The sequence below is a fragment of the Roseomonas gilardii subsp. gilardii genome (assembly GCF_023078375.1).
Taxonomy (GTDB): domain Bacteria; phylum Pseudomonadota; class Alphaproteobacteria; order Acetobacterales; family Acetobacteraceae; genus Roseomonas; species Roseomonas gilardii.
In genome coordinates this window covers 554779-580994 of the sequence record NZ_CP095554.1, presented here as the reverse complement: position 1 = coordinate 580994, position 26216 = coordinate 554779, and the positions used below count along the sequence as shown (strand labels likewise).

Below are 26216 nucleotides of genomic sequence, written 5' to 3'. Positions count from 1 at the left end.
TCAGGCCCTCGCTTCCGCCAGAACCACGGCGAGCACCCGCTCCGCCAGTGGCAGCTTGAAGGCATTGTCATGGGTGGTCCTGGCACCGGCGAGCAGGGCCTCGGCCGCCGGCTTCGCGCCGCGCGGCAACTCGGCCTCGGCCGCCTCGACACGCCAGGGCTTGTGCGCCACGCCACCCAGGGCGACGCGGCCACTGCCATCCCGCTGCACGACCGCCGCGACGGAAACCAGGGCGAAGGCATAGGAGGCGCGGTCGCGCACCTTGCGGTAGATCTGCACGCCGCCCGCTGGTGGCGGCAGGGTGACGGCGGTGATCAGTTCGCCCGGCTCCAGCGCCGTCTCGATCTGCGGCGTGTCGCCGGGCAGGCGATGGAACGCGGCGATGGGGATGGCGCGCGCCGTGCCATCCGCTTTCACCGTCTCCACCACGGCGTCGAGCACGCGCATGGCCACGGCCATGTCGCTCGGATGCGTGGCGATGCAGGCATCGCTGACGCCCAGCACCGCATTGTGGCGGCTGAAGCCGCCGATGGCGGAGCAGCCGCTGCCGGGATGGCGTTTGTTGCAGGGCATATTGGTGTCGTAGAAATACGGGCAGCGCGTCCGTTGCAGCAGGTTGCCGGCCGTGGTGGCCTTGTTGCGCAACTGTCCGGAGGCGCCGGCCACCAGGGCGCGGGTCAGCACGGCATAATCGCGCCGCACGCGCGCATCCGCCGCGAGATCGGTGTTGCGCACCAGCGCGCCGATCCGCAGGCCACCTTCCGGCGTCGGCTCGATCCGGTCCAGGCCGAGCCGGTTCACGTCGATCAGATGCGCGGGCGTCTCGATCTGCAGCTTCATGAGATCGAGCAGGTTGGTGCCGCCCGCGATGAAGCGCGCGCCGGGATGGCTGGCTGCCGCGGCGGCCGCGGCGGCGGGGGTCGCCGCCCGCTCATAGGTGAAGGGCCTCATGCCCGCTCTCCCGCCACTTCGGTGATGGCCTCGACGATGTTGGAATAGGCGCCGCAGCGGCAGATGTTGCCGCTCATCCGCTCGCGGATCTCCTCGTTGCCCAGCTTCACCGGCGCGCCGAGATCACCCGTCACATGGCTGGGAATGCCCGCCTTGATCTCCTCCAGCATGGCGACCGAGGAGCAGATCTGCCCGGGCGTGCAATAGCCGCACTGGTAGCCATCGTGCTTCACGAAGGCGGACTGCATCGGATGCATCCGCTCCGGCGAGCCCAGCCCCTCGATGGTGGTGATGCTGTCACCGTCATGCATCACCGCCAGCGTCAGGCAGGCATTGATGCGCCGTCCTTCCACCAGCACGGTGCAGGCGCCGCACTGGCCATGGTCGCAGCCCTTCTTGCTGCCGGTCAGGTGCAGGTGCTCCCGCAACGCGTCCAGCAGCGTGGTGCGGGTGTCGAGCTCCAGTTCCCGGGCCTGGCCATTGACGGTGAGGGACAGCCTGGCCATGGCGGGGGCGTCCGGACCCTGGGACGGAACAGCGGCCGGGCCGGCTGGGGCCGGTGCCGCATGCCCGCCCGCGATGCCAGCGACCGAGACGGCGGCCGTGCCGATCAGCAGGTCGCGCCTGGGGAGGCGCGGGTCATGAAGAGGGGGCATCGTCCTTACCTCCACGCTGGAACGGGGCAGGTGACACCGGACCGGGGGCCGGCAAGGTCATGGCCGGGCAAACATCCGTGATCGGGATCACCGCATGGACAGGACGGGATGGCGTGCCCCGATGGCATGCCCGCCTGGCCACGCGGAACAGAACGCCGCCGGGCGCGCGGGGCTGCGGACCGGAGGCGATTTCGGCGGCACGGGCGCCATGGTGGGTGGCGCCGGGCCTCCCGGAAGGGCTATTCCCCGTCGGCGATCCGCAGCAGGTAGCGGCCGTAGCTGCTCTTCTCCAGCCGGTGCCCCAGCAGACGGAGCTGCCCGGCATCGATCCAGCCGAGGTTGAAGGCGACCTCCTCGGGGCAGGCGATCTTGAAGCCCTGGCGCTTCTCCAGGGCGCGCATGAACTCCGCCGCCTCCAGCAGCGTGTCCGGCGTGCCCGTGTCCAGCCAGGCGAAGCCGCGCCCCATCAGCTCCACCTCCAGCCGCCCGCGCTCCAGATAGGCGCGGTTGACGTCGGTGATCTCCAGCTCTCCACGCGGCGAGGGCTTGAGGCCGCGCGCGATCTCCACCACCTCGCCGTCATAGACATAGAGGCCGGTGACCGCCCAGTTGGAGCGGGGCTTCGCCGGCTTCTCCTCAATCGAAAGGGCGCGGTTGCTGGCGTCGAATTCCACCACGCCGTAACGCTCCGGATCGCTGACGCGGTAGGCGAAGACATTGGCACCGGCGAGGCGGGCGCTGGCCTGCTGCAGCATGGCCGGTAGCCCGTCGCCATAGAAGATGTTGTCGCCCAGGATCAGCATGGAGGGCCCGCCCGCCACGAAATCCGCGCCGATGATATAGGCCTGGGCGAGCCCGTCCGGCTTCGGCTGCTCGGCATAGGACAGGCGGATGCCCCATTCCGAGCCGTCGCCCAGCAATTCGCGGAAGCGCGGCAGGTCGGCGGGGGTGGAGATCAGCAGGATGTCGCGCACCCCGGCCAGCATCAGCGTGGTCAGGGGATAGTAGATCATCGGCTTGTCATAGACGGGCAGAAGCTGCTTCGACGTGACATGCGTCATCGGATGCAGCCGCGTGCCGCTGCCGCCCGCCAGGATGATGCCCTTCATGCCCGTGTCCCCGTTTCCGTTTCCCCGTGATTCCGCGCGCCGTTCCGTGGCGGAATCACCGCCGGCTCAGCCCGCCGCCAGGCCCGTCCCTTCGAGACCCAGCCGCTCGCCGCGATAGGCGCCGGAGCGCACGGCTTCCCACCAGCCGCGGTTGCCGAGATACCAGCGCACCGTGCGGCGCAGCCCGCTCTCGAAGCTCTCGGCCGGGCGCCAGCCCAGCTCGCGCTCGATCTTCCCCGCATCGATGGCATAGCGCAGGTCATGGCCGGGCCGGTCGGTGACGAAGGTGATCAGGCTCTCGCGCGGCGCGTCGAGCTTCGGCGCCATTTCGTCCAGCAGGGCGCAGATGGCGCGCACCACCTCGATGTTCCGCCGCTCGTTGTGGCCGCCGATATTGTAGCTGTCGCCCGGCACGCCACGCTCCGCCACCAGGATCAGTGCCGCGGCATGGTCCTCGACATAGAGCCAGTCGCGCACATTCTCGCCGCGCCCATAGACCGGCAGGGGCCGGCCCTCCAGCGCGTTGAGGATGGTGAGCGGGATCAGCTTCTCGGGGAAGTGGTAGGGGCCGTAGTTGTTGGAGCAGTTGGTGACCACCACCGGCAGCCCGTAGGTGTGGTGCCAGGCCCGCACGAAATGATCCGAGGCCGCCTTGGAAGCGGAATAGGGCGAGCGCGGGTCATAGGGCGTGTCCTCGCGGAACAGGCCGTCCTCGCCCAGCGAGCCGAAGACCTCGTCGGTCGAGACATGGTGGAAGCGGAAGCCGTCCCGTTCCGCACCCGGCAGGCCGCGCCAGTGTTCCAGCGCCGCCTGCAACAGGGTGAAGGTGCCGACCACGTTGGTCTGGACGAACTCGCCCGGCCCGTCGATGGAACGGTCCACATGGCTCTCGGCGGCGAGGTGCATCACCACATCGGGCCGGAACTCCGCCATGGCGGCGCGCATCGCCGCGGCATCGGCGATGTCGGCCCGTAGGAAGCGGAAGCGCGGGTCGTCCGCCACCGGCGCCAGCGAAGCGAGGTTGCCCGCATAGGTCAGCTTGTCCACCACCAGCACGCGGTGCGGCGTCTCGCGGATCAGCCGCCGTGCCACCGCCGAGCCGATGAAGCCCGCGCCGCCCGTGACAAGGAATCTCTTGGCCAAGCGGGCTCCATCCTTCTCCGGGGGGCGCTGGCCGTCCCATGCGCCGCGACGATTCCCGGATCGCTAGCAGAACCATTCCGCCCCGTCCATCACGGCACGGGCGGCGGGCTAAGCCTCGAAGGCAGGCTCCCCATGGGGATGTCCATAGGGGTAGAAGGACCGGAGATCGAGATTCTCATAGCGCAGCCCGTCCAGCCGCACCGTGCCGAGGAAGGGCTGGTCGGGCTCCACCAGCAGGATGGCCGGGGCGAAGCCGGTGTCGTGGAAGCCGCGCCGGAAATGCACGCGGGACTTGATGGCGATCACGTCGAATCCGTCCGGGTCCAGCCCGATCCCGCGCAGGGAGGCCGGCTCCATGATCTGTGTCAGGAAGGGGGTCAGCACCAGCACATTGTCTTCCCCGAAACGGATCTGCACCCACTGATCGTCCCGGTTCTCGCGCAGGCCCCTGGTCACCGCCTGCACCACGCCCCGCACCCGCACCGGATCGCCGGCGGAATCCTCGACCCTGCCGCCGATCTCCATGTCGAAGGCATCGCCGGGCTTCACGCCGCTAGCCAGCAGCGCCTCCACCGCCGGGGCATCCGCCACCGTGGCGACGAGGGTCTTCCGCAGCCCCTGCGCCATGATCTCCCGCAGCAGCCAGGTGGCGTAGCCGGAGCGGTCGCTGTGGTCGGCCAGCACCACCGGCGTCCTGCCCTCGGCCACGGCCTGCTTCGCCAGCGCCACGCCCTCGCCGATCCGGTGGATGCGCGTGCTGCCGAGCAGGGCCTCCCGCTGCCGCCAGGCGAAGCGCGCCATGTCGCGCGCGATGCGTTCCGCCAGGTCCGGCCTGCCGTTGGTGATCACCTGGAAGGTCATGCCCGCATCCGGCACATCGGCCCAGGGGAAGCCGAAGAAGACATTCACATAGGCATCCGGCTCCCGTGCCTCCCAGACCAGGGCGCGCTGCACGAGGTCCATCCAGGGCGAGGCCCCGGTCCATTGCAGCACGGTGGGGGAGATGACGGGCAGCTTCAGCGTCACATGGCGCGGCGCGTAGTCGCCCCGGATCGCGCGGATCAGCATCCGCGCCGCCCGCTCGCCCTGCAAATGGGCATCGTAATGTGGGAAGTACTTCACGGTGAAGGCCATGTCCGCCTGGCGGAGGAATTCCTCGTCCTCGTTGCCATGCGGGTCGAAGGTGGCGGCGAGGAAGACATCCCGGCCCACCACCTCGCGCACCCGCCGCGCCAGCTCCGCCTCCGGCCGTGGCACGCCGCGCACCGCCATGGCCCCGTGCAGCGAGAGATAGACGCCGTCGAAGGGACCCTGCGCCCTGAGATCGGCGATCATGCGCCCGGCAAAATGCTCGAAGCATTCGGTGGTGAGCCAGCCGGAGCCGGAACCCGCGCGCAGATCCAGTGGCGATTCGATGCCCACCAGTTCCACGCCCGCATGCTCGCGCGCCAGCTTCACGAAGCCGCCGATATAGGAGCGCGGTTCGGACTGCAGCAACGCCTCGCCCCGCGCGGGCGAGCCGGGATAGGTGAAATCCGCCACCGTGGTGTCGTAGGGAAGAAAGGTCACCGTCTCGTGCGAGAATTTCAGCACCGCGATGCGGATGGGTCTGCCGGTCATGATCGTCGCTGCTCCGCCTGCCACGGCGCATGCTGCCGCCCTCTGGCGGCCAGGTGAAGCGGGCGGCGGCGGGAAAGCCGGAAGCGCCGCCTATCCGCGCCCGCCGGCCAGCCGTGCTGCCAACGGGCTGCGGCCCAGGCGCAGCATGGCGAGACAGCCCAGCAGCGGCCCCACCGCCAGCAGGGCGAAGGCCCCGCCCCAGCCGGTCCGGGCGACGAGGAAAGGCATGAGGTGAATCGTCACCAGGGTCAGCGCGAAGCCCAGGCAGTTCTGCACCGTCAGCATGGTGCCGGTCAGCCCCGGTTCCGAAAGCTCCGCCACGCTGGCCGAGAACTGCGCGGAATCCGCCACCACCGCGACGCCCCAGGCCAGGCAGAGGGTGATGGGCAGCAGCGGATGCAGCCCGAAGAAGGGGCCGGCCAGCAGGCAACAGCCGCCCGAGACCGCCATGGCCGCCACCGTGATCCGCACCCGGCCCCAGCGGTCCGCCAGCAGGCCGGCGCCGATGGAGCCGACCGCCCCCACCGCGATCACCGCGAAGGTCGCCAGCGCGGCCTCGCCCGCATGCCCCGGCACTCCGCCGCGCCAGGCGGCGAAGCTGGCGCTGAGATAGAGGCCGACCCAGGCCCACATGGCATAGAGCTCCCACATATGGCCGAGATAGCCGAGCGTCGCGAGCCGTGTGCCCTGGTTGCGCCAGAGCTGCAGCGCCGCGCCCGGGCGGAAAGGCGGCGCGGCCGCATGGCGCGGGCCGAGCCGGGTCCACCCGATCAGCGCGGCGGCGAGCAGGGCGGCCAGGGAGGCCGCGCCCAGCGCCAGCCGCCAGTCCAGCGCGGCATCCGGCCCGCCCGCCGCGCCGGTCAGGGCGAGCGCCAGATGCGGTGAGGCCGAGCCCAGGGTCAGCCCGCCCACCAGGAGCCCGACGAGCAGCCCGGCATCGCCCCTGTCCGCCCAGCCGATGGCGAGCTTCATGCCCACCGGATAGACCCCGGCCAGGGCGAGGCCAGTGATGAAGCGCGCGGCGATGGCCGTCCCGGCCTCCAGCGGCAGCAGGGCGATGGCGGCATTGGCCAGGGCGCCCAGCAGGGCACAGGCGGCGAAGAAGCGGCGTGGGTCGATACGGTCCGGCAGCGCCAGCACGGCGCTGAGCAGCGTCCCCAGCACGAAGCCCGCCTGCACCGCGCCCGTCAGCCAGGCCTGGAAGCCCGGTCCCAGCCCGAGGCCCAGCGCCCGCGCCTCCCGCAGCATGCCCGGGCCGGCGGCGGTACCGGAGAACCAGAGGCAGAGGGCCAGGACCTGCGCCAGGGTGATCAGGGCGATGTTCGCGGTCTTGCCGGTCACGCGGCGTGCTCCCAGGGTTCCGGCCCGCCTGTCGCCGGGCTTTTCCCCACCGGTATCCGAGGATGCCCGGCCTGACGAGGGGCGGATCAGTCGATGGCGAGCTCGGTGGTGCTCTTCACCTCCTCCATGACCGTGTAGGTGTGCGTCTGCCGGATGCCGGGCAGCCCCACCAGCACCGTGCCCAGGAAATGCCGGTAGGCGGCCATGTCGCGCACCCGCACCTTGATCAGGTAGTCGAAGCCGCCCGCCACCATGTGGCATTCCATGATCTCCGGCGTGCGGCGGACGGCGGCGGCGAAATCCTCGAAGACCCGGGCGCTGGTGCGGTCCAGCGTGATCTCGACGAAGATCAGCAGGGCGCGCTGCAGCCTCTCCGCGTTCAGCCGCACGGAGTAGCCCTCGATCACCCCATCCTGCTGCAAGCGGCGGATGCGCTCATGCGTGGCAGGCGGGCTCAGATGCGCCTGCCGGGCCAGTTCCACATTGGTCATCCGCCCATCGCGCTGGAGCAGGCGCAGCAGGCGCTTGTCGATCTCATCCATGGCCGACGATCCTTTGGCCGGCCGCCTATAACAGCGCGGGATCTTCCGGAAAACGGCGGTCGGAGCCGGTAGGCCAGGGCGAATTCCGTGTCAGCTCCGAAATCCCTTCGCCCGACGGCGTGCGAGGGAAGCATCGCCCGGGCTTGGGCGCCGCTTCCTTGGCTGACCCCGGGGCTGACCACGGAGCCAGACACGGAAGTACGATGATCGGGAAAAGCAGCCATTCCGCATCAGGGCATTCCCGGGAAGCAGCCCCGGAAAAGAAACCGTTCAGCCTTCGGAATCAGGCAAAAAGGGCGCCTTTTGCCTTTCCCCGCGGGAAGGCAGCCATTCCGCCTTTCCAGGCCGGTCAAAAGCCTCCGCGAAAGCGGAAAACCATCCCGGAACCGGCTTTCCGGAAAGGGATATTGCACCCGGTGCCGAATTCCACATCTATGGGGGCGACTTATCCCCCTCATTCGTTTTGATCAGAAGACAAATGGCCAACAAATCCCCGATCAATCTCGACCATCTTTCGGTCCAGGAACTGACCTCCCTGATCAGCAGCGCCGAGGAAAAGCGGCGCGAGAAACTGGCGGAGGCGAAGCGCGACCTCCTGGCGGAAATGGAGGAAAAGGCGGCGGCCCTGGGCCTGTCGCTCGAAGGCCTCGTCCAGGCCGAGGCACCGGCCCGGGGCGGGCGCAAGGCCCGCCGCGCCACCGCCGGTGCGGCGGCCGCCAAGTATCGCGGCCCCAATGGGGAGGAATGGTCCGGCCGGGGCCGTCCGCCCGCCTGGATCGTGATGGCGGAATCCGAGGGCAAGAACCGGGAAAGCTTCCGGATCTGAACCCATCACGGGACCGGGCGCAGACCCGGTCCCGCATGGTGCGGCTTCAGCCGTGGCTGTTGTAGCGGCGATAGACGATCTGCGTCGGCGGGCCGACCAGATACTTCCCGACGCCCTCCCGCAGGGCCCGCGCATAGACGGGCAAGGCCCCCTCGAAAGCCTCGATCGTGCGGTCGATGGCCGCGTCATCATGGGCGTAGCTGATCACCAGCGACGGGCCGATGACGCCGCGCCGGATCATCTCCTGCATCAGCAGGGCCCGGAAATGCTGGGAGGGCTTGCCCTCCGCGTCCCGCGTGCCGAAGACGAGGTTGCTGCCCCGCCCCTCGATCGGCACATGCTCCGCCAGGCCCAGCGCCGCCGTCCGCTCGCGCAGCGCGGCCGCCAGGCGGTCACCCTGGCGCTGCATGGTCTCCACCACCGGCTCCTCGCGATACACGCGCATCGTGGCGATGGCGGCGGCCAGGGAATGGGTCTCCCCGCCATGGGTGGTGGAGAGCAGGAAGACCCGCTCTCCCTGGTGCTTCAGCCCGCCCAGCTCCATGTAGCGGCGCTTTCCGGCCAGGGCGGAAATGGCGAAGCCATTGGCCAGTGCCTTGCCGAAAGTGCTGAGATCCGGGTCCAGCCCGTAATATTCCTGGCCGCCCCCGTTCGCGAGGCGGAAGCCGTTGATCATCTCATCCAGGATGAAAAGCGTGCCGTTCTCCTGGCACACCGCCTGGACGGCCTGCAGATAGCCTGGCGGCGCATCGGCGTATTTGCAGCTTTCCATCAGCACGCCCGCGATCCGCCCGGGATGGGCCGCGAAGAGCGCGCGCAGGGCCTCGATATCGCCATAGGGAAAGCGCAGGCTCAGGCTGACATTCTCCGGCGGAATGCCCGCATCCATCGCCGTGGTGCCGATGAACCAGTCGTCATAGGAAAAGAAGGGATGGTCGGCGCAGAAGGCGATCAGGTCGCGCTTCGTGGCGGCCCGCGCGATCTTCACCGCGGCGGTAACGGCGGTGCTGCCATCCTTGGTGAACTTCACCATCTCCGCGGCCGGCACCATGGACAGGAAAGCCTCGGCGCATTCCACTTCCAGCCGGTGCGGGCGGCAGAAATTGGTGCCGAGGGTCAGGGCCTCCCGCACCGCGGCCAGCACGGCGGGGTGTCCATGCCCCAGCCCGACGGCGCGCAGGCCCGGGCTGTATTCGATATACTCGTTGCCATCCGCGTCCCAGACGCGGCAACCCTCACCACGCTCGATGAAGCCGGGGGCCAACTCGGGGAACTGGTCGTCGCCCTTGGCATAGGTATGGGCCCCGCCGGGGATTGCCGCGTGTGCCCGAGCTTGCAAGCGCCTGGATCCGGGATGGGGCATTCTTCCGCTGAACTCCGCCGATCGGTTTGGGATTGCCAGCCGCGCCCACTGTCGTAGAAACGCCCTGACGGCAGCATTTCCCATCCGGCAGCGGTGATGGGCCGGATGGCAACGCCATGTTCCGTCTCATTTATTAGCGGCCGTATCGTTTGACAGTAAGAAGTATATTGTGAATTGTCCGATAAGGATTTCACGTTAGGGTTGTTCATGGACGATTTTTGGACAACCATCGACAGCGCCGATGACCTGCGTCTCGGTGAGGTCATGCCCGCCTGGTTCGCCGGGCGGATGATGGCGGATGACTGGCTTTTCGGCCTGCTGCTGACCACGGGCCACACCATGATCATCCGCAACATCGACGCCATCCATGTGTCGCGGACGGGGCATGTGCTGCTCGACGTGAACATGGCCACGGCGGCGGATGCCCCGAGGCTTTCCGGGCCGGTCCTCACCTCTCCGACGGAACGCGGCCGCGCGACGGTGGCGCTGGCGCAGGTGGCCGTGGCCTTCGAACTCAAGGACGTGCCCGAGGACTGAGCGCGGGGCCCCTTCCGGCCCAGGCGACTCGTGGCCTGCCCAGGACCACCTCGCTGACCACCTGCCGGCGCTACCCGCCTCCTCCCGGGAATGCTAGCCGGAGAGGGTCAGCAGGAAGGGGGTGACCATGGGTCGTCGTCAGATGAAGGGCGCCAACCGCCGGACCACGAAGCCCCGGGCGAAAACCCCGGAGAATCCGGTCCTGGAGCAGGAGCGGCGTGGCGGCCCGGCCGAAGCCGAGATCGCCCGGCTGCGGCAGGAATTGCGAGAGGCCCGCGCCACCCTGGAGCGGCTGGCGCTGGAACGTGAACCCGAGGCCGCCCGGACCGCCCTGTCCCGGCGCCTCGCGGAGCTGGAGGAGGCGCGTCAGGTCGCGCGCGGCCATGCCGTGGAGGCCGCCCTGGCGCGCTCCCGCGCCGAAGCCGACCTCCAGGCCCTGCGCAACGCCATCAGCCATGCGCCGGGCCTGTCCGGCTGGCTCCTGCGCCGTGCGCAGCGACGGTTGGAAGAGAAGTCACCCCGTCAGGGCTGAGGCAGGCGCCCGGGAGGTCAGGGCGGGCCTTTCCCGGGCATGGGCGGTGTGGCCTGGGGCTGGCGGTTGCCGGCGGGCCGGCCGCGCCGGCGATGGATCGGGATCACCTCGGCCGAGCGTGGCAGGAAATGCTCGGCGACGCGCCGGGGATCGGCCTCCCCGGCCCGCAATTCCAGGCAGCGGCCCAGGATGTCGCGCAGGGCGCCGTTCTCCGCCGCCGCCAGCGCTTCCAGCCAGTCGGCCAGGAAGCCGTTCACCTCGGAGGGCATGCCGCGGCTGCAACAGGCGGCCACATCCTCCAGCTCGCGTGCTTCCAGGCTGTCCCGCAGCCGCCGCAGCGGCGCGATGACGCCATGGCGGAGCAGCGCGCCGAAGACGCCGCCCCGGTTCGCCAGCCGCTCCTCCTCCAGTGCCTTGAGCAGTTCCGGCGCGGCCTCGGCGTCTTCCGATTCGAGCCAGCCGCTCGCGACCGTCAGGGCGACCTGCCAGTCCGGGTCCAGTCGCAGGAAGGGCCCCCAGGTGCTGCCCGGCAGGGAATGCCGCCCGGCATAGGCGCGCAGGGCCCGCACCGCCTCCCGCCGGCTGAGCAGCGGCAACCCGTTGGCGAGGCCGAAGGCGTAGAGCTCCTCCAGGGAGGCACGCGCGGCCGGGTCGTCATGCAGCGCGGCCCGCAGGGCCTCCCCCAGCAGCATGTCCTCGTAGCCCCGCCAGGAACGCAGGCGGCGGTCCAGCGAGGGTTCCTCCAGAAGCCGGGCAAAGCCCTCGGGCTCGGTCAGGAACAGGGGCTGCCAGGTGAAATGGGATGTCGGCATGGAATTTTTCCCCTGCGCCCGGTGCTGGCCTCGAAAGCCTGTCCGGCAATGTGCCGGCGTCTGGTTGAGAAAGAGTTAACGGGACCCCTGGGCGCTAAAGATTCGACAATCTTTCCCCGCCCGGCATTCCGGTCCCCACTCCCGACGATGGCGCAGGGCCGCCCGGAGGAACCCCGTCCGGACAGCGGCGTTCCCGTTGGATTCCGGCCGGGCCCACCCTTCCGGCCGCAGAAGGAGATCCGGACGATGGCAAAGGGACAGGTGCTGGTGGTCGCGACATCGCATGGCCTGCTGGGCGATGGGCCGGATCGCACCGGGCTGTGGCTGGAGGAACTGGCCGTGCCCTATTACGCCCTGCTGGATGCCGGTTTCGAGGTGCTCCTGGCCTCCACCGCCGGGGGCGAGATTCCCATCGATCCGCGCAGCCTGCCAGGCGCCTCGCCCGAGCCCAACGGCATCCACGGCGCCGTGGGCCGCTTCCTGGCCGATGAGGGTGCCATGGCCCTGGCCCATGCCTCGTCGCGGCTGGAGGATGTGGCGGAGCAGCCCCATGACGCGATCTTCCTGCCGGGCGGCCATGGCACGATGTGGGACCTGCCGGCCAGCCGGCCGCTCGCCACGCTGATCGGCCAGGCCATGGAGGCCGGCAAGCCGGTGGCCGCCCTCTGCCACGGGCCGGCCGGGCTGGTGGCAGCGCATCGCAAGGGCACCAGCGCCCCGGTGGTGGAAGGGCGGCGTGTCACCGGCTTCAGCAACCGCGAGGAAGCCGCCACGGGCCTGTCGGAGGTGCTGCCCTTCCTGCTGGAGGACCGGCTGCGCTCCCTGGGCGCGCATTACGAGAGCGGCCCGGAATTCACCGGCTTCGCGCTCCGCGATGGCAACCTGATCACCGGGCAGAACCCGCAATCCTCGGCGCTGGTGGCGCGGCATCTGATCGCCGCGCTGGAGGAACATCCCTGAGCCGGGCGGTGCGGGCCTTCCTGACGCGCGGCCACCCCCAAACCCGGTATCAGCGGCGCGCCAGCACGACCAGATAGCTGCAAGGCCGTTCCGAGGCATTCTCGAAGGCGCAATCCGCCGCTGCGCCCAGCACCAGGCAGTCGCCGGCGGCGAGGCGATGCCGCGCCGCGCCTTCATGGAACAGCAGCTCCCCTTCCAGAACCCAGATCGCGTGTTTCCAGGACAGGTAGGTGGAGGCCGGGTAGTCCACCCGCGCGCCTGCGGGCAGTTCCACCCGCACCAGCTCCGGATCGCTGCCCGAGGGCGTGACGGCGCGGCGCAGGTATCCCGTTTCCGGATCGCGCCAGAGTGGCTGCGTGGCCGCGCGCGACACCCGCCCGCCTCCGGCATCGCCCTCGGCCCGTGCCAGGAGCGTGGAGAGCGTCAGGCCCAGCGCCGAGGCCAGCCGGCCGAGCAGCGCGGCGGTCGGGCTGGCCTCGGCGCGTTCCACCTTGCTGATCATGGCGCGCGAGACGGCGGAGCGTTCCGCCATCTCGGCGATGGACCAGCCGCGTTCCTCGCGTTCCGCCCTGAGCCGGGCCGCCAGCAGGGCGGTCAGGTCGGACGGCCCGGAATCGTCTTGTATCTTGCTCATTTGTCCATCATGATGGATGACACATCAACGGTGACCCACCGCCCTTATCCAGCCGGATGACGCCCCGCTCCATGGCCCATCGCCCGATGAACGGCATCGCATGATCCCGCCCGCGCGGATCGGCCACAATGGAGGCCCGCCGCTGGAGGAGCCCGATCCCGGCGCCTCGGGCCGGCTGCATCCCTGGCGCAAGGCGCACAAGAGGGCCTGGAAGACGCCACCGCGCGAGATCGCGCTGCGCCGCCTGGCCCGGGCGGAGGAACTGGGCATGACCTATCGCGAATACACGCTCGAAATCCTGGAACGGGGCCGCTACCTGTGAACCACGCCAAAGCGGGACGCCAGATCGTCCTGAACGCCTTCGACATGGCCTGTGTCGGGCATATCCAGCAGGGGATGTGGACGCATCCGCGCGACCGCTCCACGGGCTATCTCCGCCTCGATCACTGGATGCGCCTCGCGCAGACGCTGGAACGCGGGCTGTTCGACGGGCTGTTCCTCGCCGATGTGCTGGGCATCTACGATGTCTATGGCAACGGCCCCGATGCGTCGCTGCGCGGCGCGGTGCAGGTGCCGCTGCTGGACCCGATGCTGCTGGTGCCGGCCATGGCCAGCGTCACGCGGCATCTGGGCTTCGGCATCACCTGCAACCTCGCCTATGAGACGCCCTATCTCTTCGCGCGCCGCTTCTCCACGCTGGACCACCTGACACAGGGCCGCGCAGGCTGGAACATCGTCACCGGCTATCTCGACAGCGCCGCGCGCGCGATGGGGATGGCCTCGCAGATGGCGCATGACGACCGCTACGACCTCGCCGACGAGTATATGGAACTCGTCTACAAGCTGTGGGAAGAGAGCTGGGCCGACGACGCTGTGCGGGCGGACCGGGCGGCGGGCCTCTATGCCGATCCCGCCCGCGTGCGGCGGGTGCGGCACGAGGGCGCGCAGTACCGGCTCGACGCGCCGCATCTGGTGGAACCCTCGCCGCAGCGGACGCCCGTGCTGTTCCAGGCCGGCGCGTCCGAGCGTGGCCGCCGTTTCGCCGCGCGCCATGCGGAATGCGTCTTCGTCAATGGCGGCGCCAAGCCGGCGGTGGCGCAGCTCGTCGCCGACCTGCGCGCCCGCGCCGCCGGAAGGCCGCTGAAGGTGCTGGTCGGCGCCACGCTGGTGGTCGGCCGCACCGAGGCCGAGGCGAGGGACCTGCTGGAGGACTATCGCCGCCATGCCAGTGTCGAGGGTGCCCTGGCCCATGCCTCAGCCTCGCTGGGCATCGACTTCGCCCGCTATGGCATGGACGAGCCGATCGAGGCCGGACCGACCCAGGCGATCCAGTCCAATGTCGAGGCCGCGAAACGCGCCGCCGGCCCGGTCTGGACCAAGCGCAAGCTGATCGACCAGTTCGTGCTGGGCAGCCGCCAGCCGCCCATCGTGGGTTCGGCGGAGCAGGTGGCCGAGGCGTTGATCCGCTGGGTCGAGGAGGCTGACGTGGACGGTTTCAACCTCTCCCGCACCGTGGTGCCGGAATTCCTGGAAGCGGTGGTGGAACGCGTCGTGCCCATCCTGCAGGAGCGCGGCGCCTTCAAGCGCGAATACGCACCGGGCACTTTCCGCGAGAAGCTGTTCGGCACCGGACCGCGCCTCGCCATGCCGCATCCGGCGGCAGAGCATCGCTTTCCGGCGGGGTGAACTCCGGCTCTGGTGGCCTCGGAGGAAAAGCCCCGCCTTTCCCCCGGCGGCCAGCCATCCAGCGACCGGTCAGACCGGTCCGCCGGCCGTATCGGCCTCATGCGCCGCCCGCACGAAGGCGGCGATCAGCGCCGGGTCCTTGACCCCGCGCGCATGCTCCAGGCCCGAGGACGCGTCCACCCCCGGGGCGCCCGCCTGCCGCACTGCCGCCGCGACATTGGCCGGGGTGAGGCCTCCGGCCAGAAGCCAGGGGCGCGGGATGTTCCGCCCCGCCAGGAGGCGCCAGTCGAAGGAGACGGCATTGCCGCCGGGCAGGGCGTCACCGCCGGTGGGTGGCTTGGCGTCGAGCAGGAAGCGGTCCACCACCGGGGCATAATCGGCCAGGGCGGCGAAATCCTCCGCCGAGGCGATTCCCAGCGCCTTCATCACCGGCAGGCCGAAGCGGGCGCGCAGCGCGGCGCAGCGTTCCGGCGTCTCCGCCCCATGCAGTTGCAGCATGTCCAGCGGCAGGGCGGCGAGCACCGCCGCCACCTCCTCCTCGGAGGGATCGACGAAGAGCCCCACGCGTCGCGGCCCGCCCTCCGCGGCCGGCGGCGCCAGAGCGGAAAGCCCGGCGGCCCGCTCCGGCGAGATCGCGCGCGGGGAAGGAGGGAAGAAGACGAAGCCCAGCATTTCGGCCCGTGCCTCGCGCACCGCCTCCATGGCGTCCGGGGCGTTGATGCCGCAGACCTTGACCGATGCCATCGCCGGGGGCCTCAGGGCGCGTCGCCCAGCGGGGCGATCTCCGCCACCACCGACCGCGCCGCCGCCACGGGGTCCGCGGCATGGGTGATCGGGCGGCCCATCACGATCCAGTCCGCCCCGGCCCGGATCGTGTCGGCGGGCGTGGCCACGCGCGACTGGTCGCCCAGCTCCGCGCCGGCGGGCCGCACCCCCGGCACCACCAGCATCGGCGCGTCACCGAAGGCATTGCGGATCAGCGTGGCCTCGTGCGGCGAGCAGACCAGCCCGTCCGCCCCGGCCTCCAGCGACAGCCGCGCCAGGCGGAGCACCTGCTGCGCCGTACCGCCGGAGACGCCGGTCTCGGCCAGCATGGCGGCGCTCAGGCTGGTCAGCACCGTCACCGCCAGGATGGCCGGGCGCGCAGCGCCGGCGGCCTCCTCGGCCGCCCGCCGTGCCGCCGCCACCATGGCCGCCCCGCCTGCCCCATGGACGGTCAGCATGGCCGGCCGCACCGCGCAGGCCGAGCGGACCGCGCCGGCCACGGTGTTGGGAATGTCGTGCAGCTTGAGATCGAGGAAGACCGGCATCTCCCCGGCCACGTCGCGCACCGCGCCGGGCCCGGCGGCCACGAAGAATTCCAGCCCGAGCTTCAGCAGCCCGACCTCGGGCGCCAGGCGGCGCGCCATGCCGGCGGCCTTCGCCGGGTCCGGCGTGTCGATGGCCACGATCAGTTGCTTCCGGCCGGGGCGGGGACGGGCGATCAGGGGCATGGGCACCTCGGGGACAGCGGGTCGGGCGGGGGGGGCCGCCTCTACCTCCCCGGAAGGCCGGGGCGAGGGGCGGGCGGCGGACAGGAACCGGCCGGAGCAGCCGGGCACGGACAAGGGGGCCGCCCCTCGTTCAAGGCCCGGCCGGGCGTCCGGCGGGGGTTATAGAGATTCGTTCAGGGGGCCGGTAGCGCAACCTTGGTGGGGCGGTGTCCCGCCACCGTGCCACCTTCCGGCACCTGCCGCGCGACCTGGGCGCGCAGTTGCGCCAGTTCCGCTTCGAGCTGGCGCACCGTCTGGGCCAGGCGGCGCGACCGCCGGCGGGCACCCATGGAGGCCATCCAGGTCACCAGTGCGCCCAGCAGGAAGGCGAAGGCGGAGACGGACAGCACCGCGACGGCGAGCGGCGTTTCCCAGGCGAGATCGAAGGGCCAGAAACGGACAGGGACAGGGGCGGTGTTCGACAGGGCGAACAGCACCAGGACAAGCAAAAGGGGACCGATCAACAGCCAGCGCCACATCGTCTTCGTCACTCCGCTTCCTGTTTCAGCCCCGTCCGGTCCCCCAGGCGTCCGCAGAAGTGCCCCCCTGGGCCGCGGGGGCAAGGCCCCCGGCGCGGCAAAACGGAAGAGCCCGGTCTCGCGCCCGGGAAAGCGTCTGGAGGCCAGGGCCGCCAGACCACTGGGAGCCGGTCCGCCTGGGCGCTACGCCTCGTGGCGGTCTTCTCTACTTGCTGCCCCGGGTCTGCAAGGGGCCGCCATTGACCCGTTCCCGCAATTCCTTGCCCGGCTTGAAATAGGGGACCGCCTTGCCGGTGACCTCCACCGCTTCCCCGGTGCGGGGATTGCGGCCGGTCCGGGGGTCGCGGCGCTTGGCGGTGAAGGCGCCGAAGCCGCGCAGCTCCACCCGGTCGCCCCGCGCCAGGGCGGCGGAGATCTCCTCCAGGATGGTGGCCACGATCAGTTCCACATCGGGCTGGCGCAGATGAGGGTTCGCCGCGGCAAGCGCGGCGATCAACTCCGATCTGGTCATCCCGTCCAAACCCCCGCAGCCGGTCAGCGTGCGGCAGGCTGCCAAAGCGCCAGGGCGCCGTCAACGATCCCCATCGATGCAAGCCCTTCGGAAACAAGGCTTTTCGCGAAGGAGGTGACGTATCGCGACAGTCCGCGTCGTCCCGTGGTATCCAGGTCACGCGCTTCGGGCGTTTCCGGGATGCCGTGCTTCTCCTTCAACCAGGCCCGGGCCTCCCGTTCACCGCCGATGGCGTCCACCAGGCCGAGGCCCAGCGCCTGCCGCCCGGTGTAGATCGCCCGTCCGCCAGTTCCCGCACCCGCGCCTCCGGCAGGTTGCGGCCCTTGGCCACCATCTCCACGAAGCGCGACTGGATATCCGCCACCACGCCCAGGAGCACCTCCCGCCCCTGTTCGGTCAGCGGGGAGAAGGGGCTGGGCTGCGCCTTCAGCGGGCCTGAGGTCAGCGTCTCCGCCTTTACCCCCAGCGTGTCCATCAGCTGGTTCACGTTGAAGCTCTGCAGCAGCACGCCGATCGAGCCGGTGAGCGTGGCATCGCGGGCGAAGATGCGCTCGGACGGCATGGCAACCATATAAGCCGCCGAGGCCGCCGTGCCGCCCATCACCGCCACCACCGGCTTGCCGGATTCGCGGAAGCGCATGAGGGCCGAATACAGCGCCTCGCCCCCCGCCACCGTACCGCCGGGGCTGTCGATGGACAGCAGCAGGGCACGCGTCGAGGCGCGCTCCGCCGCGCGGTCCACCGCCCGGATGACGTCGCGGTCGTCGGTGATCGTGCCGCTGACCACCAGCCGCGCCACGGGCGAGCCGGTGCCGAAACCCGCCATGTCCGGGGCCATGTCCCGGGGTGCGAAGAGCACGGCCAGAAGCGCCAGGGCCGCCAGCACGGCGCCGCCGCGCCACAGCGCCCGGCTCCGCTTCAGGCGGCGCCGGTCGATCAGGGCATCAGGGTCGAGGGACATGGGGAAGGCTCATGCCGCCCCGCCGGCGCCCGGTCAAATCCCGTTCGGCGAAGGCCATCTCACGCCATCCCCAGCACGTGCTTCATGTCATAGAGGCCGGAGGGCTGGCCCAGCAGCCAGAGCGCCGCCCGCACCGCGCCGGTGGCATAGACCCGGCGGTCGAAGGAGCGGTGGGTCAGGGCGATCTGCTCGGTACCGGCGGCGAAGAGCAGCGTGTGCTCCCCCACCACCTGCCCGCCGCGCAGGGCGGCGAAGCCGATGGCGCCGGTGCGGCGCGGGCCGGTATGGCCGTCGCGGCCGCTCTCGATGCCCGCTTCCTCCAGCGTGGTGCCGCGTCCGCGCGCCACGGCGCGGCCGAGTGCCACCGCCGTGCCGGACGGGGCATCCACCTTCTGGCGATGGTGCATCTCGACGATCTCGGCGTCGTACTGCTCCGCCGGCAGGGCCGCCGCCATGCGCTCGGCCAGGGCGAAGAGCAGGTTCACGCCCGGCGCGAAATTGGCGGCATAGACGATGGGGATTCGCCTCGCCGCCTCGGCCACGGCAGCTTCCTGCGCCACGGACAGGCCGGAGGTGCCCAGCACCAGCGGCCGCCCCGCCGCCACCGCCGCGGCGAGATGCGCCTCCACGGCTTCCGCGCGGGTGAAGTCGATCACCACGTCGCTCTCCGCGCAGAGGGCGGCGGCATCGGGAAAGATGCGGTATGCGCCGGCCGTGCCGGAACGCCGCGTGCCGCCGGAGATGGTGGCGCCGGCCCTTGCGCTTTCCTCGGCCAGCAGGGCGCCCATGCGGCCCGTGATCCCCAGGATTCCAATCCGTGCCGCCATCCGGTCCATCCCCGCTGCCGCCATTGCCCGCCCGCCCTTGCCCATCCGGAGGATGGTCCGTCGGATTCCGGCTCATGCAACAGATCCCCGGCAGCGTCCATCACCGCCCCGGCCGGAGGGCCGGCATGGAAAAGGGGCGGAGTCGCCTCCGCCCCTTCCCTGGCTCATCGGCCCGGGCCGCCGTTCAGAAGCCGACGTTCCAGTAGGGCGCCTTGTAGTAGTCGTAGACCCGGCGCCCATAGGCGTCGTCGTTGAAGTCGATGCCGTCCTCCGCCCCGTAGGATGGCGCGTCCTGCAACTGCTCCCGCGTCATGTCCACGACATAGCCGCCCTGGGCGATATCGTAGGTCAGGGTGGACCAGGGCAGCGGATGGTACTTCTCCCCGATGCCGAGGAAGCCGCCGAAGCTCATCACCGCGAAGGCCACCTTGCCGCTGACCTTGTCGAGCATGATGTCCTCGACCGTGCCGAGGCGCTCGCCCGCACGGTTATAGACCGCCGTGCCCTCGACCTTGCTGGCCGAGATCAGCCGGTTCGGCACGTTGCTGTCGTCCGGAGTGGCCGGGGTGCTGACGGCAGGGATGCCGGTGAGGCCGGGATCGCCGATCGTGGTGCTCATCCTGTTTCCTTCCGCTTGGTCGTTCGCCGATGACGGGTCACGATGCCCGCGGAGCACCGTGGTGGAAGGAAAACGCCCGCGCCGGGGCCCCGGTTGCCGCCGGACAGCCCATCAGGCCCCGCCGGTCTCCCCATCCTCCCGGAGCAGGGCCAGGAGGCGCGGCAGGGCCGCCGCCTGGGCTTCCGCCTCGATGGCGCGGTATTCCCGGATCACCCTTTCGCCGAGCCGGGTCAGCCGCGCGCCGCCGCCGCCGGCCCCGCCGGCCGAGGTTTCCACCACGGGTCGGCCCAGGCCGCGCTTCAGGTCCTCCACCAGTTCCCAGGCGCGGCGGTAGGACATGCCCAGCGCCCGCCCGGCAGCCGAGATCGAGCCGTTGCGGCCGATCTCCTCCAGCAGCCGCACCTTCCCCGGCCCGATGCGCAGGCCGGGGGCGGGGTCGAGGCGGATGCTCAGCCCCGGCCCTGCCTGCTCCCCGGCCTGCTCCCCGGCCTGCTCCCTGGGCGGTTCCCCGGATGTCGCCGCTGTCCTGCGCCTTGCCATGACGGGCATCCCATCACGCGGGCCGGCGCCGGGCAATCCGGCGGGGCCGGGAGCGGTGGCTCAGCGCAGCTCCATGCGCCGGATCGGGCCGACGATGACGAGATAGCTGAGCATCGCCACCAGCGCATTGGCGCCGACGAAGACCAGGGCGCCGTTGAAGGAGCCAGTGGTCTGGATGATGTAGCCGATCACGATCGGCGTGGTGATCGAGGAGATGTTGCCGAACATGTTGAACAGCCCGCCGCTGACGCCGGCGATCTGGCGCGGCGCGGTGTCGGAGATCACCGCCCAGCCCAGCGCGCCGATGCCCTTGCCGAAGAAGGCGAGCGCCATGATCAGCACCACCAGCCACTGCTCGTCGGTGTAGTTGCAGATCACCATGCTCATCGACAGCAGCATGCCGCAGACGATCGGCACCTTGCGCGCCACGGTCAGCGAATGGCCGCGGCGCAGCAGGGCATCCGACCAGACGCCGCCCAGCACGCCGCCGAGGAAGCCGCAGATCGCCGGGATGGAGGCGACGAAGCCGGCATTCATGATCGACATGCCGCGCTGCTGCACGAGATAGACGGGGAACCAGGTGATGAAGAAGTAGGTCAGCGCGTTGATGCAGAACTGGCCCAGATAGATGCCGAGCATCATCCGGTTGCTGACGAGATCGACGAGGTAGGACCAGCGGAAGCCCGCGTCCTTCCGGCCCGGCTGGTCCATGTTCACCAGCGCGCCGCCTTCCTCCAGGTAGTCCAGCTCGCCCTGCCGGATGCGGGGGTGGTCCTTGGGGTCGTGGATCACCTTCAGCCAGACGAAGCTGACCAGGATGCCGAGGAAGCCCATGAAGTAGAAGACGGAGGGCCAGCCATGGGTGAAGGTCAGCCAGCCCATGACCGGGGCGAAGAGCACCGTGGCGAAGTACTGCGCCGAGTTGAAGATGGCCGAGGCGGTGCCGCGCTCCTTGGCCGGGAACCAGGCGGCCACGATGCGCCCGTTGGCCGGAAAGGACGGCGCCTCCGCGAAGCCGACCAGCAGGCGCAGCACGAACAGCGCATAGGCCGCGGCGGCGAGGCCGACCACGGCCACCTCGCCCTGCAGCAGGGTGAAGAGCGACCAGGTGAAGATGCTGAAGAAATAGACCTTCTTCGAGCCGAAGCGGTCGAGCAGCCAGCCGCCCGGGATCTGCCCGATCACATAGGACCAGCCGAAGGCGGAGAAGACGAAGCCCATTTCCACCGCGCTGAGGCCCAGGTCCTTGGATAGCACGGGGCCGGCAATGGCCAGGGTGGCGCGGTCGGCATAGTTCACGATGGTGACCGCGAACAGCATGGCCACGATGCTGAAGCGCACTCTGCCGACGCGCGTCGCCCCGGCTGCGAGAGCAGACGACATCCATTTCCTCCGGCTTTCCAGACATCCCGGCGCCTCGGCCGGGCCATCCCGCTTGGTCCATTCATGCGCCGGGCGCAGGGTCACGCCCCATGATGGCCGCAACTACTATATCAGATAGCAGAATGCGCTGGCAGCAGAGGAGATGTGACGGATCTGTCAGGCTGGGGTCATCTGGAGGAAAGGGCCGCGCGGTGCGCCGGCCGTGCCGTGCGGGAGCCGGACCAGGGAGGTCTTCCCCCGGTCCGGCCTCCGGTCAGAACCCGGCCTCGGGCAGGGTGGCCGGCTCCACCACGCGCGGCTCGCCACCCGGCTGCAGCGCGTAGAGGGCCAGGGCGCGCTGCGTCTGGCCATCCGGGCTCAGGCGCAGGCCGCCATCGGCGCCGAGCACGATCTCCCCGATCGGCAGGGTGGCGGGGGCGTTCGGCCCAGCCTGGGTGGCCCGGGCCGCCACGGTCGCGGCGTCATAGGCCACGGCGGCCAGGCGCGGCGGCGTGTCGCCGAAAGCCTGCCGGTAGCGGTTGTTGAACTGCTCATGCGCCGTGTTGTCCGGCCCGGGGAAGACGGCGCCGGCCAGGGCGGTCTCCTGCCCCAGCGTGGCCGCGTCCTGGGCCCAGAGCGCCGTGCCGGCGAGGCGCAGCGGCGGCACCACCACCCCGGCCTCGGCCAGGGCGGCGGCGAACTGCCGCGCCCGGCTGCCGCCCTCGGCCAGGATCAGCATGCCGATCGCATCGGCCTCCGGCACGGCCACGGGCGGGGGCGGCGCGGTGGGGTCGGTGGCGACGGCCGGCGCGGCGGGCTTCAGCCGGGCGGCGAGGTCCTTGGCCGCCATGGCCGGCAGGGCGCCGGCGGGATAGGTGGAGATCAGCGGAGGCAGCAGCCCCGCCTCCTGGCTGGCGGTGCGCAGGGCGGCGGAAAGCTGCTGCGCATAGGCCCCGCCGGGCGCGGCGAGGCCGATGCGCCGCACCCCGGCCGTGGTGGCGGCGCTGACCAGCCGGCGAACCTGCTGCGCCGGGGTCACGCCCAGGGTCCAGACGCCGTTGCCCGCGACATTCGCATCGTTGGTGAAAGCCAGCATCGGGATGCTGGCGGCGCGCGACACGGCGGCGGCACCGTTGGTCTCGCCCGAGGTCAGCGGCCCGACCATCACCCGCGCGCCCTCGCCCACCGCCGCCCGCGCCGCCTCGGCCGCCCCGGCCGCGCTGCCGCGCGTGTCGTGCGGCACGAAGTCCACGCCCGGGCTGGCCTGTTCGAACAGGGCCAGGGTGGCGGCGTTCAGCATGGCCTGGCCCAGCGGCGCCTGGCTGCCGGACAGGGGCAGGAGCAGCGCGACCCTGGCGCGCGGCGGTTCGGGCGCGCCGGGGGCGGTGGCGCCGGGCGCATAGGGGCCGACGGCGGGACTGCGGGGTTGCGCGGCACAGGCGCCGAGTGCGAGGAGCGCGGCCAGCAGCGGGAGATGCCGGAATGGGGACCAGGACGGGGACCGGGATGGGGAATTCCCAAATGGCCGGCGACGGGGATGAGGGGGTTGCGGCTTCACCGGCTGAGCTTCCTCCTGAAGAGACACATGACGCTTCCCCCGGGTTCTCGCCGGGCGGTGGCTCCGGCGCCACCCCTCCGGGCCTTGTTCTGGTGGCCACCCCGATCGGCAATCTGGGGGACCTCTCGCCACGGGCCATCGCCACCCTGAAGGGGGCGGACGCCATCCTTTGCGAGGACACCAGGGTGACCGGACCCATGCTCGCGCGCCAGGGGGTGGGGACCAGTCTGATCCCCCTGCACGACCACAACGAGGCGAGCATGGTGCCCCGGCTTCTGGAAAGGCTGCGTTCCGGTGCCCGGCTGGCCCTGGTTTCGGACGCCGGCACGCCGCTGGTGAGCGATCCCGGCTTCCGCCTGACCCGCGCCGCCATCGATTCGGGCCTGCCGGTCACCGCCGTCCCGGGGCCGAACGCGGCGCTGGTGGCGCTGACGCTGTCGGGCCTGCCGCCGCATCCCTTCCTCTTCCAGGGCTTCCTGCCGGCGAAGGCGGCGGCGCGCGGCGTCGAGATCGGCCGCATCGCGGGGCTGGAGCGGTCCGGGCTGCGGGCAACGCTGATCCTTTACGAATCGCCACACCGCCTCGCCGAATCGCTGGCCGCCCTGGCCGAGGGGCTGGGGTCGGAGCGCCCGGCGGCGGTGGCGCGGGAGCTGACCAAGCGCTTCGAGGAGGTACGCCACGCCAGCCTCGGCGAGCTCGCCGCGCATTACGCCGTGCATGCGCCGCGGGGGGAGATCGTGCTGGTGGTCGGGCCGGCGCCGGAGGAGGCCGTCCCCGGCGAAGCCGACCTGGATGCGCAGATCCGCCGCGCCCTGGCCACCGGGGCCTCCCTGCGCGACGCGGCGGCGATCGTGGCGACGGCCACCGGCCTGCCGAGGCGGCAGGTCTACAGCCGCGCCCTTCAACTCGGCAGCACGCGGTAGCGGCTGCCGGGCGCGAGGCGGTTGGCGAGGCTTCCCGCGGCGCGGCCGGCCTCGTGGTCGGCATGCGGCGCCAAAGCGAGGCAGGGGATGCCGGCGCTGGCGGCGAAGGCGACGGGCAGGTCGCGGCCACCGATCACCTGGCCGCAACTGGCGATCCAGCCCTTGAGGCGGGCGGGCGTCATCTCCCGCCGCCAGGACGCCACATCCTCCGGCCCGGTCTCCAAGACCGGGGAACGGGGCAGGAAGCGGGCGGCGCAGTCGCGGATGGCGCGCAGATCGTCGCTGCCGCCCTCCCCCTGCCGCACCACCGGCAGGGGAATCACGGTCCAGCCGTCATAGGGGGCGAGGTATTCCGCGACCAGCGCCTCGTGCTTCGCGAAGACCTCGCGCGTCTTCTGGCTGTCGCTGACCGAGAGGCCCAGCCTCGGGCCGGCGGGCAGGTCCGCGGGGAGGGGAGGCGGCAGCTCCGGCAACAGGTCGCCCTCGGGGAAAGCCTCCAGCCCCGCCCACCAGGGGCAGCGCCACTCCACCATCGAGCCCAGCGTGCGGTGGTCACGGGCACTGGCCTCGTCCAGCACCTCCAGCACGGCGCGCACCTCCGGGGCAGGGCGGTAGAGCGGGCCCCATGGGAAGAGGGACAGGCTGCGCAACCCGATCCGCAGCCCCCGCTGGCGCAGCAGGCCGAGGCGCAGGATCAGGTCCACCGCCCGGTTGTGGTCCGACATCGGCCCGGTCAGCAGGGCACGGCGCGCCTCGGGCGGGGTCGGGGTATTGGGCGGCAGCAGGGTGGCGTGCGGCAGGATGCGCGCCGTCGCCTCCGGATCGTCGGTGGCGACGATGGCGGCCCGGCCCAGGGGTGCCGCGGCCTGCTGCAGCGCCTCGCCCGCGAGGTCGCCGCGCCCGAACTCGCCGAGGAAGAGAGTGGGTTCCTGCATCACGCCCTGGGTCATGAGGGCCGCTCCTCCAGCCCGATGCAGGCCGAGCCGGGGGGAAGCTGGTTGGCCAGCGTCACGAAGACGCGGCGCACGCTGTCATCCTCCATCGGCGAGAGGCCGATGGTCGGCACCCCGGCGCCCAGCCCGTGGATGCAGTTGTGCTTGCGCTGGGAGATCAGCCTGTCCAGCCGGGCGACGATGCCCTTCAGCCGGCGTGGCGTGACCTCGCTGCCCCAGAAGCCGCGCTCGGTGAGCTGTGGCGCCACGATCTCGCGGTCCTGGAGGAACATCCGGGCGAAGCGGTGGAAGCCGCTGCCGTCATCCTCCTCGTCCGAATCCACATGCAGGGTGGAGCAGATCGGCACCACCGCATGCTCCGGGAAGCGGGCGAGCAGGGCGCGCACCGTGCCGCCATCCGCCTCCAGGCAGCGCGCCATCTGGTTCGTGTTGATGATGGAGATGCCGAGCAGCTTCCGCCCGCGCGGCAGGATCGCCTCCGCCAGATCGCCCTCCGCCGCGATGGCACGCTCCGGATAGCAGGTGACGCCCGGCACCACCGGCACGCCCCATTCCGCCACCATGTCCACCGAACGGTGGTCGCGCACGGTGAAGGAGGCGAGGTTCTCCAGCACCCGGCCCAGCAGCGGATGCGGCCAGCCTTCGCCCGGCCCGTATTCCATGCCCGCCCCGGCGATGCGGGCGATGCCGATATTGTGGATGTGGACGGGGATGCCGCGGTCCATCGCGGCCGCCATCCAGGGCAGGTACTCCTCGAAATCCGCACGTCCGCCGATACCGCCGCCGCCATAGACGACGCGCTGCGGGGCCAGCGCCAGCATCTCCTCCAGCGTGGCGAAGGTGCCCGCGAGGCCCGGCACGCAGCGATGCGTCCAGGCCGGATTCTGGGTGAAGGCGAAGGCCTCCTCCGGCGGGAATTCCTGCATCGCCTCGATGAGGCAGAGTTCGTCGCCCAGGTTGCCGTAGCCATAGGCGCCGATGAAGGCGGTGCGCATGGCATGGGGGGTCGCATGGCCCGGCCCTGCCGCGCAAGAGGCAACCTCGCGCATCGCGCGAGAGGAGCGTGGATTTCCACAACCTGATTCCGGGACCGGCCGCGAGGGGAGGCTTCCCGGGGCGGTGAGCCTTCGGCAGCCGGACCGGCCTCGGATCGCCCGCATGCTTTGTATGGCCCGCATGGCAACCCGGGGCGGCCTGCGCGCTTGTTGCCGGTATGGCAGCCTCCAGGGAGAGGCCCGC

30 protein-coding genes are annotated in these 26216 nt (G+C 71.0%); 7 read left to right on the top strand and 23 right to left on the bottom strand.

The genetic code is table 11. The features are described from left to right. The 7 genes from MVG78_RS02765 to MVG78_RS02735 all read right to left on the bottom strand — a co-directional run bounded on the left by MVG78_RS02765 (position 1) and on the right by MVG78_RS02735 (position 7362). On the bottom strand, positions 1 to 951 hold the full coding sequence (locus MVG78_RS02765; RefSeq protein ID WP_247558015.1) for an FAD binding domain-containing protein: 951 nt from the start codon (positions 949 to 951) through the stop codon (positions 1 to 3). Continuing rightward, entirely contained in the window at positions 948 to 1607 is a 660-nt protein-coding gene (gene paoA, locus MVG78_RS02760; RefSeq protein WP_247558013.1) for an aldehyde dehydrogenase iron-sulfur subunit PaoA, read from the bottom strand. The genes MVG78_RS02765 and paoA overlap by 4 nt, the downstream gene beginning before the upstream one ends. Before the next feature lie 239 nt (positions 1608 to 1846). Next, a complete protein-coding gene (gene rfbA, locus MVG78_RS02755; protein ID WP_247558011.1) occupies positions 1847 to 2716 on the bottom strand; it encodes a glucose-1-phosphate thymidylyltransferase RfbA in 870 nt (289 codons plus the stop codon). A gap of 66 nt (positions 2717 to 2782) precedes the next feature. Further along, complete coding sequence (gene rfbB, locus MVG78_RS02750) at positions 2783 to 3859, bottom strand: dTDP-glucose 4,6-dehydratase (protein ID WP_247558010.1); 1077 nt, start codon at positions 3857 to 3859, stop codon at positions 2783 to 2785. Positions 3860 to 3967: 108 nt separating this feature from the next. Beyond that, entirely contained in the window at positions 3968 to 5464 is a 1497-nt protein-coding gene (locus MVG78_RS02745; protein WP_428480796.1) for a M81 family metallopeptidase, read from the bottom strand. 105 nt (positions 5465 to 5569) lie between these two features. Continuing rightward, positions 5570 to 6820, bottom strand: a complete 1251-nt coding sequence (locus MVG78_RS02740) for an MFS transporter (protein WP_247558006.1) — start codon at positions 6818 to 6820, stop codon at positions 5570 to 5572. 86 nt (positions 6821 to 6906) lie between these two features. Beyond that, entirely contained in the window at positions 6907 to 7362 is a 456-nt protein-coding gene (locus MVG78_RS02735; RefSeq protein WP_247558004.1) for an Lrp/AsnC ligand binding domain-containing protein, read from the bottom strand. 478 nt (positions 7363 to 7840) lie between these two features. On the opposite strand from MVG78_RS02735, the gene MVG78_RS02730 reads away from it, so the two are divergent. After that, the gene (locus tag MVG78_RS02730) at positions 7841 to 8188 is read left to right on the top strand and encodes an H-NS histone family protein (RefSeq protein ID WP_247558002.1); all 348 of its coding nucleotides are present in this window, start codon (positions 7841 to 7843) and stop codon (positions 8186 to 8188) included. A 46-nt stretch (positions 8189 to 8234) separates the two neighbouring features. Here the strand turns inward: MVG78_RS02730 and MVG78_RS02725 are convergent, their stop codons facing one another. After that, positions 8235 to 9527 (bottom strand): glutamate-1-semialdehyde 2,1-aminomutase, encoded by a 1293-nt coding sequence (locus tag MVG78_RS02725; RefSeq protein ID WP_247558000.1) that lies wholly within the window; start codon positions 9525 to 9527, stop codon positions 8235 to 8237. 231 nt (positions 9528 to 9758) lie between these two features. On the opposite strand from MVG78_RS02725, the gene MVG78_RS02720 reads away from it, so the two are divergent. Together MVG78_RS02720 and MVG78_RS02715 are read left to right on the top strand one after the other, a co-directional pair. Continuing rightward, complete coding sequence (locus tag MVG78_RS02720) at positions 9759 to 10088, top strand: hypothetical protein (RefSeq protein ID WP_247557998.1); 330 nt, start codon at positions 9759 to 9761, stop codon at positions 10086 to 10088. A 127-nt stretch (positions 10089 to 10215) separates the two neighbouring features. Next, complete coding sequence (locus MVG78_RS02715) at positions 10216 to 10620, top strand: hypothetical protein (RefSeq protein ID WP_247557996.1); 405 nt, start codon at positions 10216 to 10218, stop codon at positions 10618 to 10620. Positions 10621 to 10637: 17 nt separating this feature from the next. On the opposite strand, the gene MVG78_RS02710 is transcribed toward MVG78_RS02715, so the two are convergent. Continuing rightward, a complete protein-coding gene (locus MVG78_RS02710) occupies positions 10638 to 11432 on the bottom strand; it encodes a hypothetical protein (RefSeq protein WP_247557994.1) in 795 nt (264 codons plus the stop codon). Between the two features lie 246 nt (positions 11433 to 11678). Here MVG78_RS02710 and MVG78_RS02705 point away from each other — a divergent pair, with 246 nt between their 5' ends. Continuing rightward, a complete protein-coding gene (locus MVG78_RS02705) occupies positions 11679 to 12392 on the top strand; it encodes a type 1 glutamine amidotransferase domain-containing protein (RefSeq protein ID WP_247557991.1) in 714 nt (237 codons plus the stop codon). 49 nt (positions 12393 to 12441) lie between these two features. Here the strand turns inward: MVG78_RS02705 and MVG78_RS02700 are convergent, their stop codons facing one another. Then, complete coding sequence (locus MVG78_RS02700; protein WP_247557989.1) at positions 12442 to 13026, bottom strand: helix-turn-helix domain-containing protein; 585 nt, start codon at positions 13024 to 13026, stop codon at positions 12442 to 12444. 100 nt (positions 13027 to 13126) lie between these two features. Between MVG78_RS02700 and MVG78_RS02695 the strand changes: the two genes are divergently transcribed. Together MVG78_RS02695 and MVG78_RS02690 are read left to right on the top strand one after the other, a co-directional pair. Continuing rightward, the gene (locus tag MVG78_RS02695; RefSeq protein ID WP_247557987.1) at positions 13127 to 13348 is read left to right on the top strand and encodes a hypothetical protein; all 222 of its coding nucleotides are present in this window, start codon (positions 13127 to 13129) and stop codon (positions 13346 to 13348) included. Positions 13349 to 13392: 44 nt separating this feature from the next. Beyond that, complete coding sequence (locus MVG78_RS02690; protein ID WP_428480795.1) at positions 13393 to 14712, top strand: LLM class flavin-dependent oxidoreductase; 1320 nt, start codon at positions 13393 to 13395, stop codon at positions 14710 to 14712. A gap of 69 nt (positions 14713 to 14781) precedes the next feature. Here MVG78_RS02690 and MVG78_RS02685 read toward each other — a convergent pair whose 3' ends face one another. The 11 genes from MVG78_RS02685 to MVG78_RS02635 all read right to left on the bottom strand — a co-directional run bounded on the left by MVG78_RS02685 (position 14782) and on the right by MVG78_RS02635 (position 22843). Next, on the bottom strand, positions 14782 to 15456 hold the full coding sequence (locus MVG78_RS02685) for a phosphoribosylanthranilate isomerase (protein WP_247557983.1): 675 nt from the start codon (positions 15454 to 15456) through the stop codon (positions 14782 to 14784). 11 nt (positions 15457 to 15467) lie between these two features. After that, on the bottom strand, positions 15468 to 16205 hold the full coding sequence (pyrF, locus tag MVG78_RS02680) for an orotidine-5'-phosphate decarboxylase (RefSeq protein WP_247557981.1): 738 nt from the start codon (positions 16203 to 16205) through the stop codon (positions 15468 to 15470). Positions 16206 to 16378: 173 nt separating this feature from the next. Beyond that, positions 16379 to 16735: a LapA family protein gene (locus MVG78_RS02675; protein ID WP_247557979.1), complete on the bottom strand. Its 357-nt coding sequence runs from the start codon at positions 16733 to 16735 to the stop codon at positions 16379 to 16381. 193 nt (positions 16736 to 16928) lie between these two features. Next, positions 16929 to 17234 (bottom strand): integration host factor subunit beta, encoded by a 306-nt coding sequence (ihfB, locus tag MVG78_RS02670; protein ID WP_247557978.1) that lies wholly within the window; start codon positions 17232 to 17234, stop codon positions 16929 to 16931. A 23-nt stretch (positions 17235 to 17257) separates the two neighbouring features. Next, positions 17258 to 17434, bottom strand: coding sequence for a hypothetical protein (locus tag MVG78_RS02665; RefSeq protein WP_247557976.1), 177 nt, complete (start codon positions 17432 to 17434; stop codon positions 17258 to 17260). Continuing rightward, positions 17431 to 18195 carry a signal peptide peptidase SppA gene (sppA, locus tag MVG78_RS02660; RefSeq protein WP_247557974.1) on the bottom strand — a complete coding sequence of 255 codons (765 nt, stop codon included), beginning with the start codon at positions 18193 to 18195 and terminating at the stop codon, positions 17431 to 17433. The genes MVG78_RS02665 and sppA overlap by 4 nt, the downstream gene beginning before the upstream one ends. 59 nt (positions 18196 to 18254) lie before the next feature. After that, on the bottom strand, positions 18255 to 19031 hold the full coding sequence (dapB, locus tag MVG78_RS02655; protein WP_247560264.1) for a 4-hydroxy-tetrahydrodipicolinate reductase: 777 nt from the start codon (positions 19029 to 19031) through the stop codon (positions 18255 to 18257). Between the two features lie 175 nt (positions 19032 to 19206). Then, a complete protein-coding gene (locus MVG78_RS02650) occupies positions 19207 to 19641 on the bottom strand; it encodes a PRC-barrel domain-containing protein (RefSeq protein ID WP_247557972.1) in 435 nt (144 codons plus the stop codon). 111 nt (positions 19642 to 19752) lie between these two features. After that, the gene (locus tag MVG78_RS02645) at positions 19753 to 20181 is read right to left on the bottom strand and encodes a winged helix-turn-helix domain-containing protein (RefSeq protein WP_428480733.1); all 429 of its coding nucleotides are present in this window, start codon (positions 20179 to 20181) and stop codon (positions 19753 to 19755) included. Between the two features lie 60 nt (positions 20182 to 20241). Next, positions 20242 to 21564 (bottom strand): MFS transporter, encoded by a 1323-nt coding sequence (locus tag MVG78_RS02640; RefSeq protein WP_247557968.1) that lies wholly within the window; start codon positions 21562 to 21564, stop codon positions 20242 to 20244. 253 nt (positions 21565 to 21817) lie between these two features. Further along, positions 21818 to 22843, bottom strand: a complete 1026-nt coding sequence (locus MVG78_RS02635; protein ID WP_247557966.1) for a penicillin-binding protein activator — start codon at positions 22841 to 22843, stop codon at positions 21818 to 21820. Positions 22844 to 23064: 221 nt separating this feature from the next. On the opposite strand from MVG78_RS02635, the gene rsmI reads away from it, so the two are divergent. Continuing rightward, a complete protein-coding gene (gene rsmI, locus MVG78_RS02630) occupies positions 23065 to 24024 on the top strand; it encodes a 16S rRNA (cytidine(1402)-2'-O)-methyltransferase (RefSeq protein WP_247557964.1) in 960 nt (319 codons plus the stop codon). Here rsmI and MVG78_RS02625 read toward each other — a convergent pair. Together MVG78_RS02625 and MVG78_RS02620 are read right to left on the bottom strand one after the other, a co-directional pair. Then, positions 24003 to 24974, bottom strand: coding sequence for a hypothetical protein (locus MVG78_RS02625; protein WP_247557962.1), 972 nt, complete (start codon positions 24972 to 24974; stop codon positions 24003 to 24005). The genes rsmI and MVG78_RS02625 overlap by 22 nt on opposite strands. Further along, the gene (locus MVG78_RS02620) at positions 24971 to 25972 is read right to left on the bottom strand and encodes a polysaccharide pyruvyl transferase family protein (protein WP_247557960.1); all 1002 of its coding nucleotides are present in this window, start codon (positions 25970 to 25972) and stop codon (positions 24971 to 24973) included. The genes MVG78_RS02625 and MVG78_RS02620 overlap by 4 nt, the downstream gene beginning before the upstream one ends. Positions 25973 to 26216: the final 244 nt, after the last annotated feature.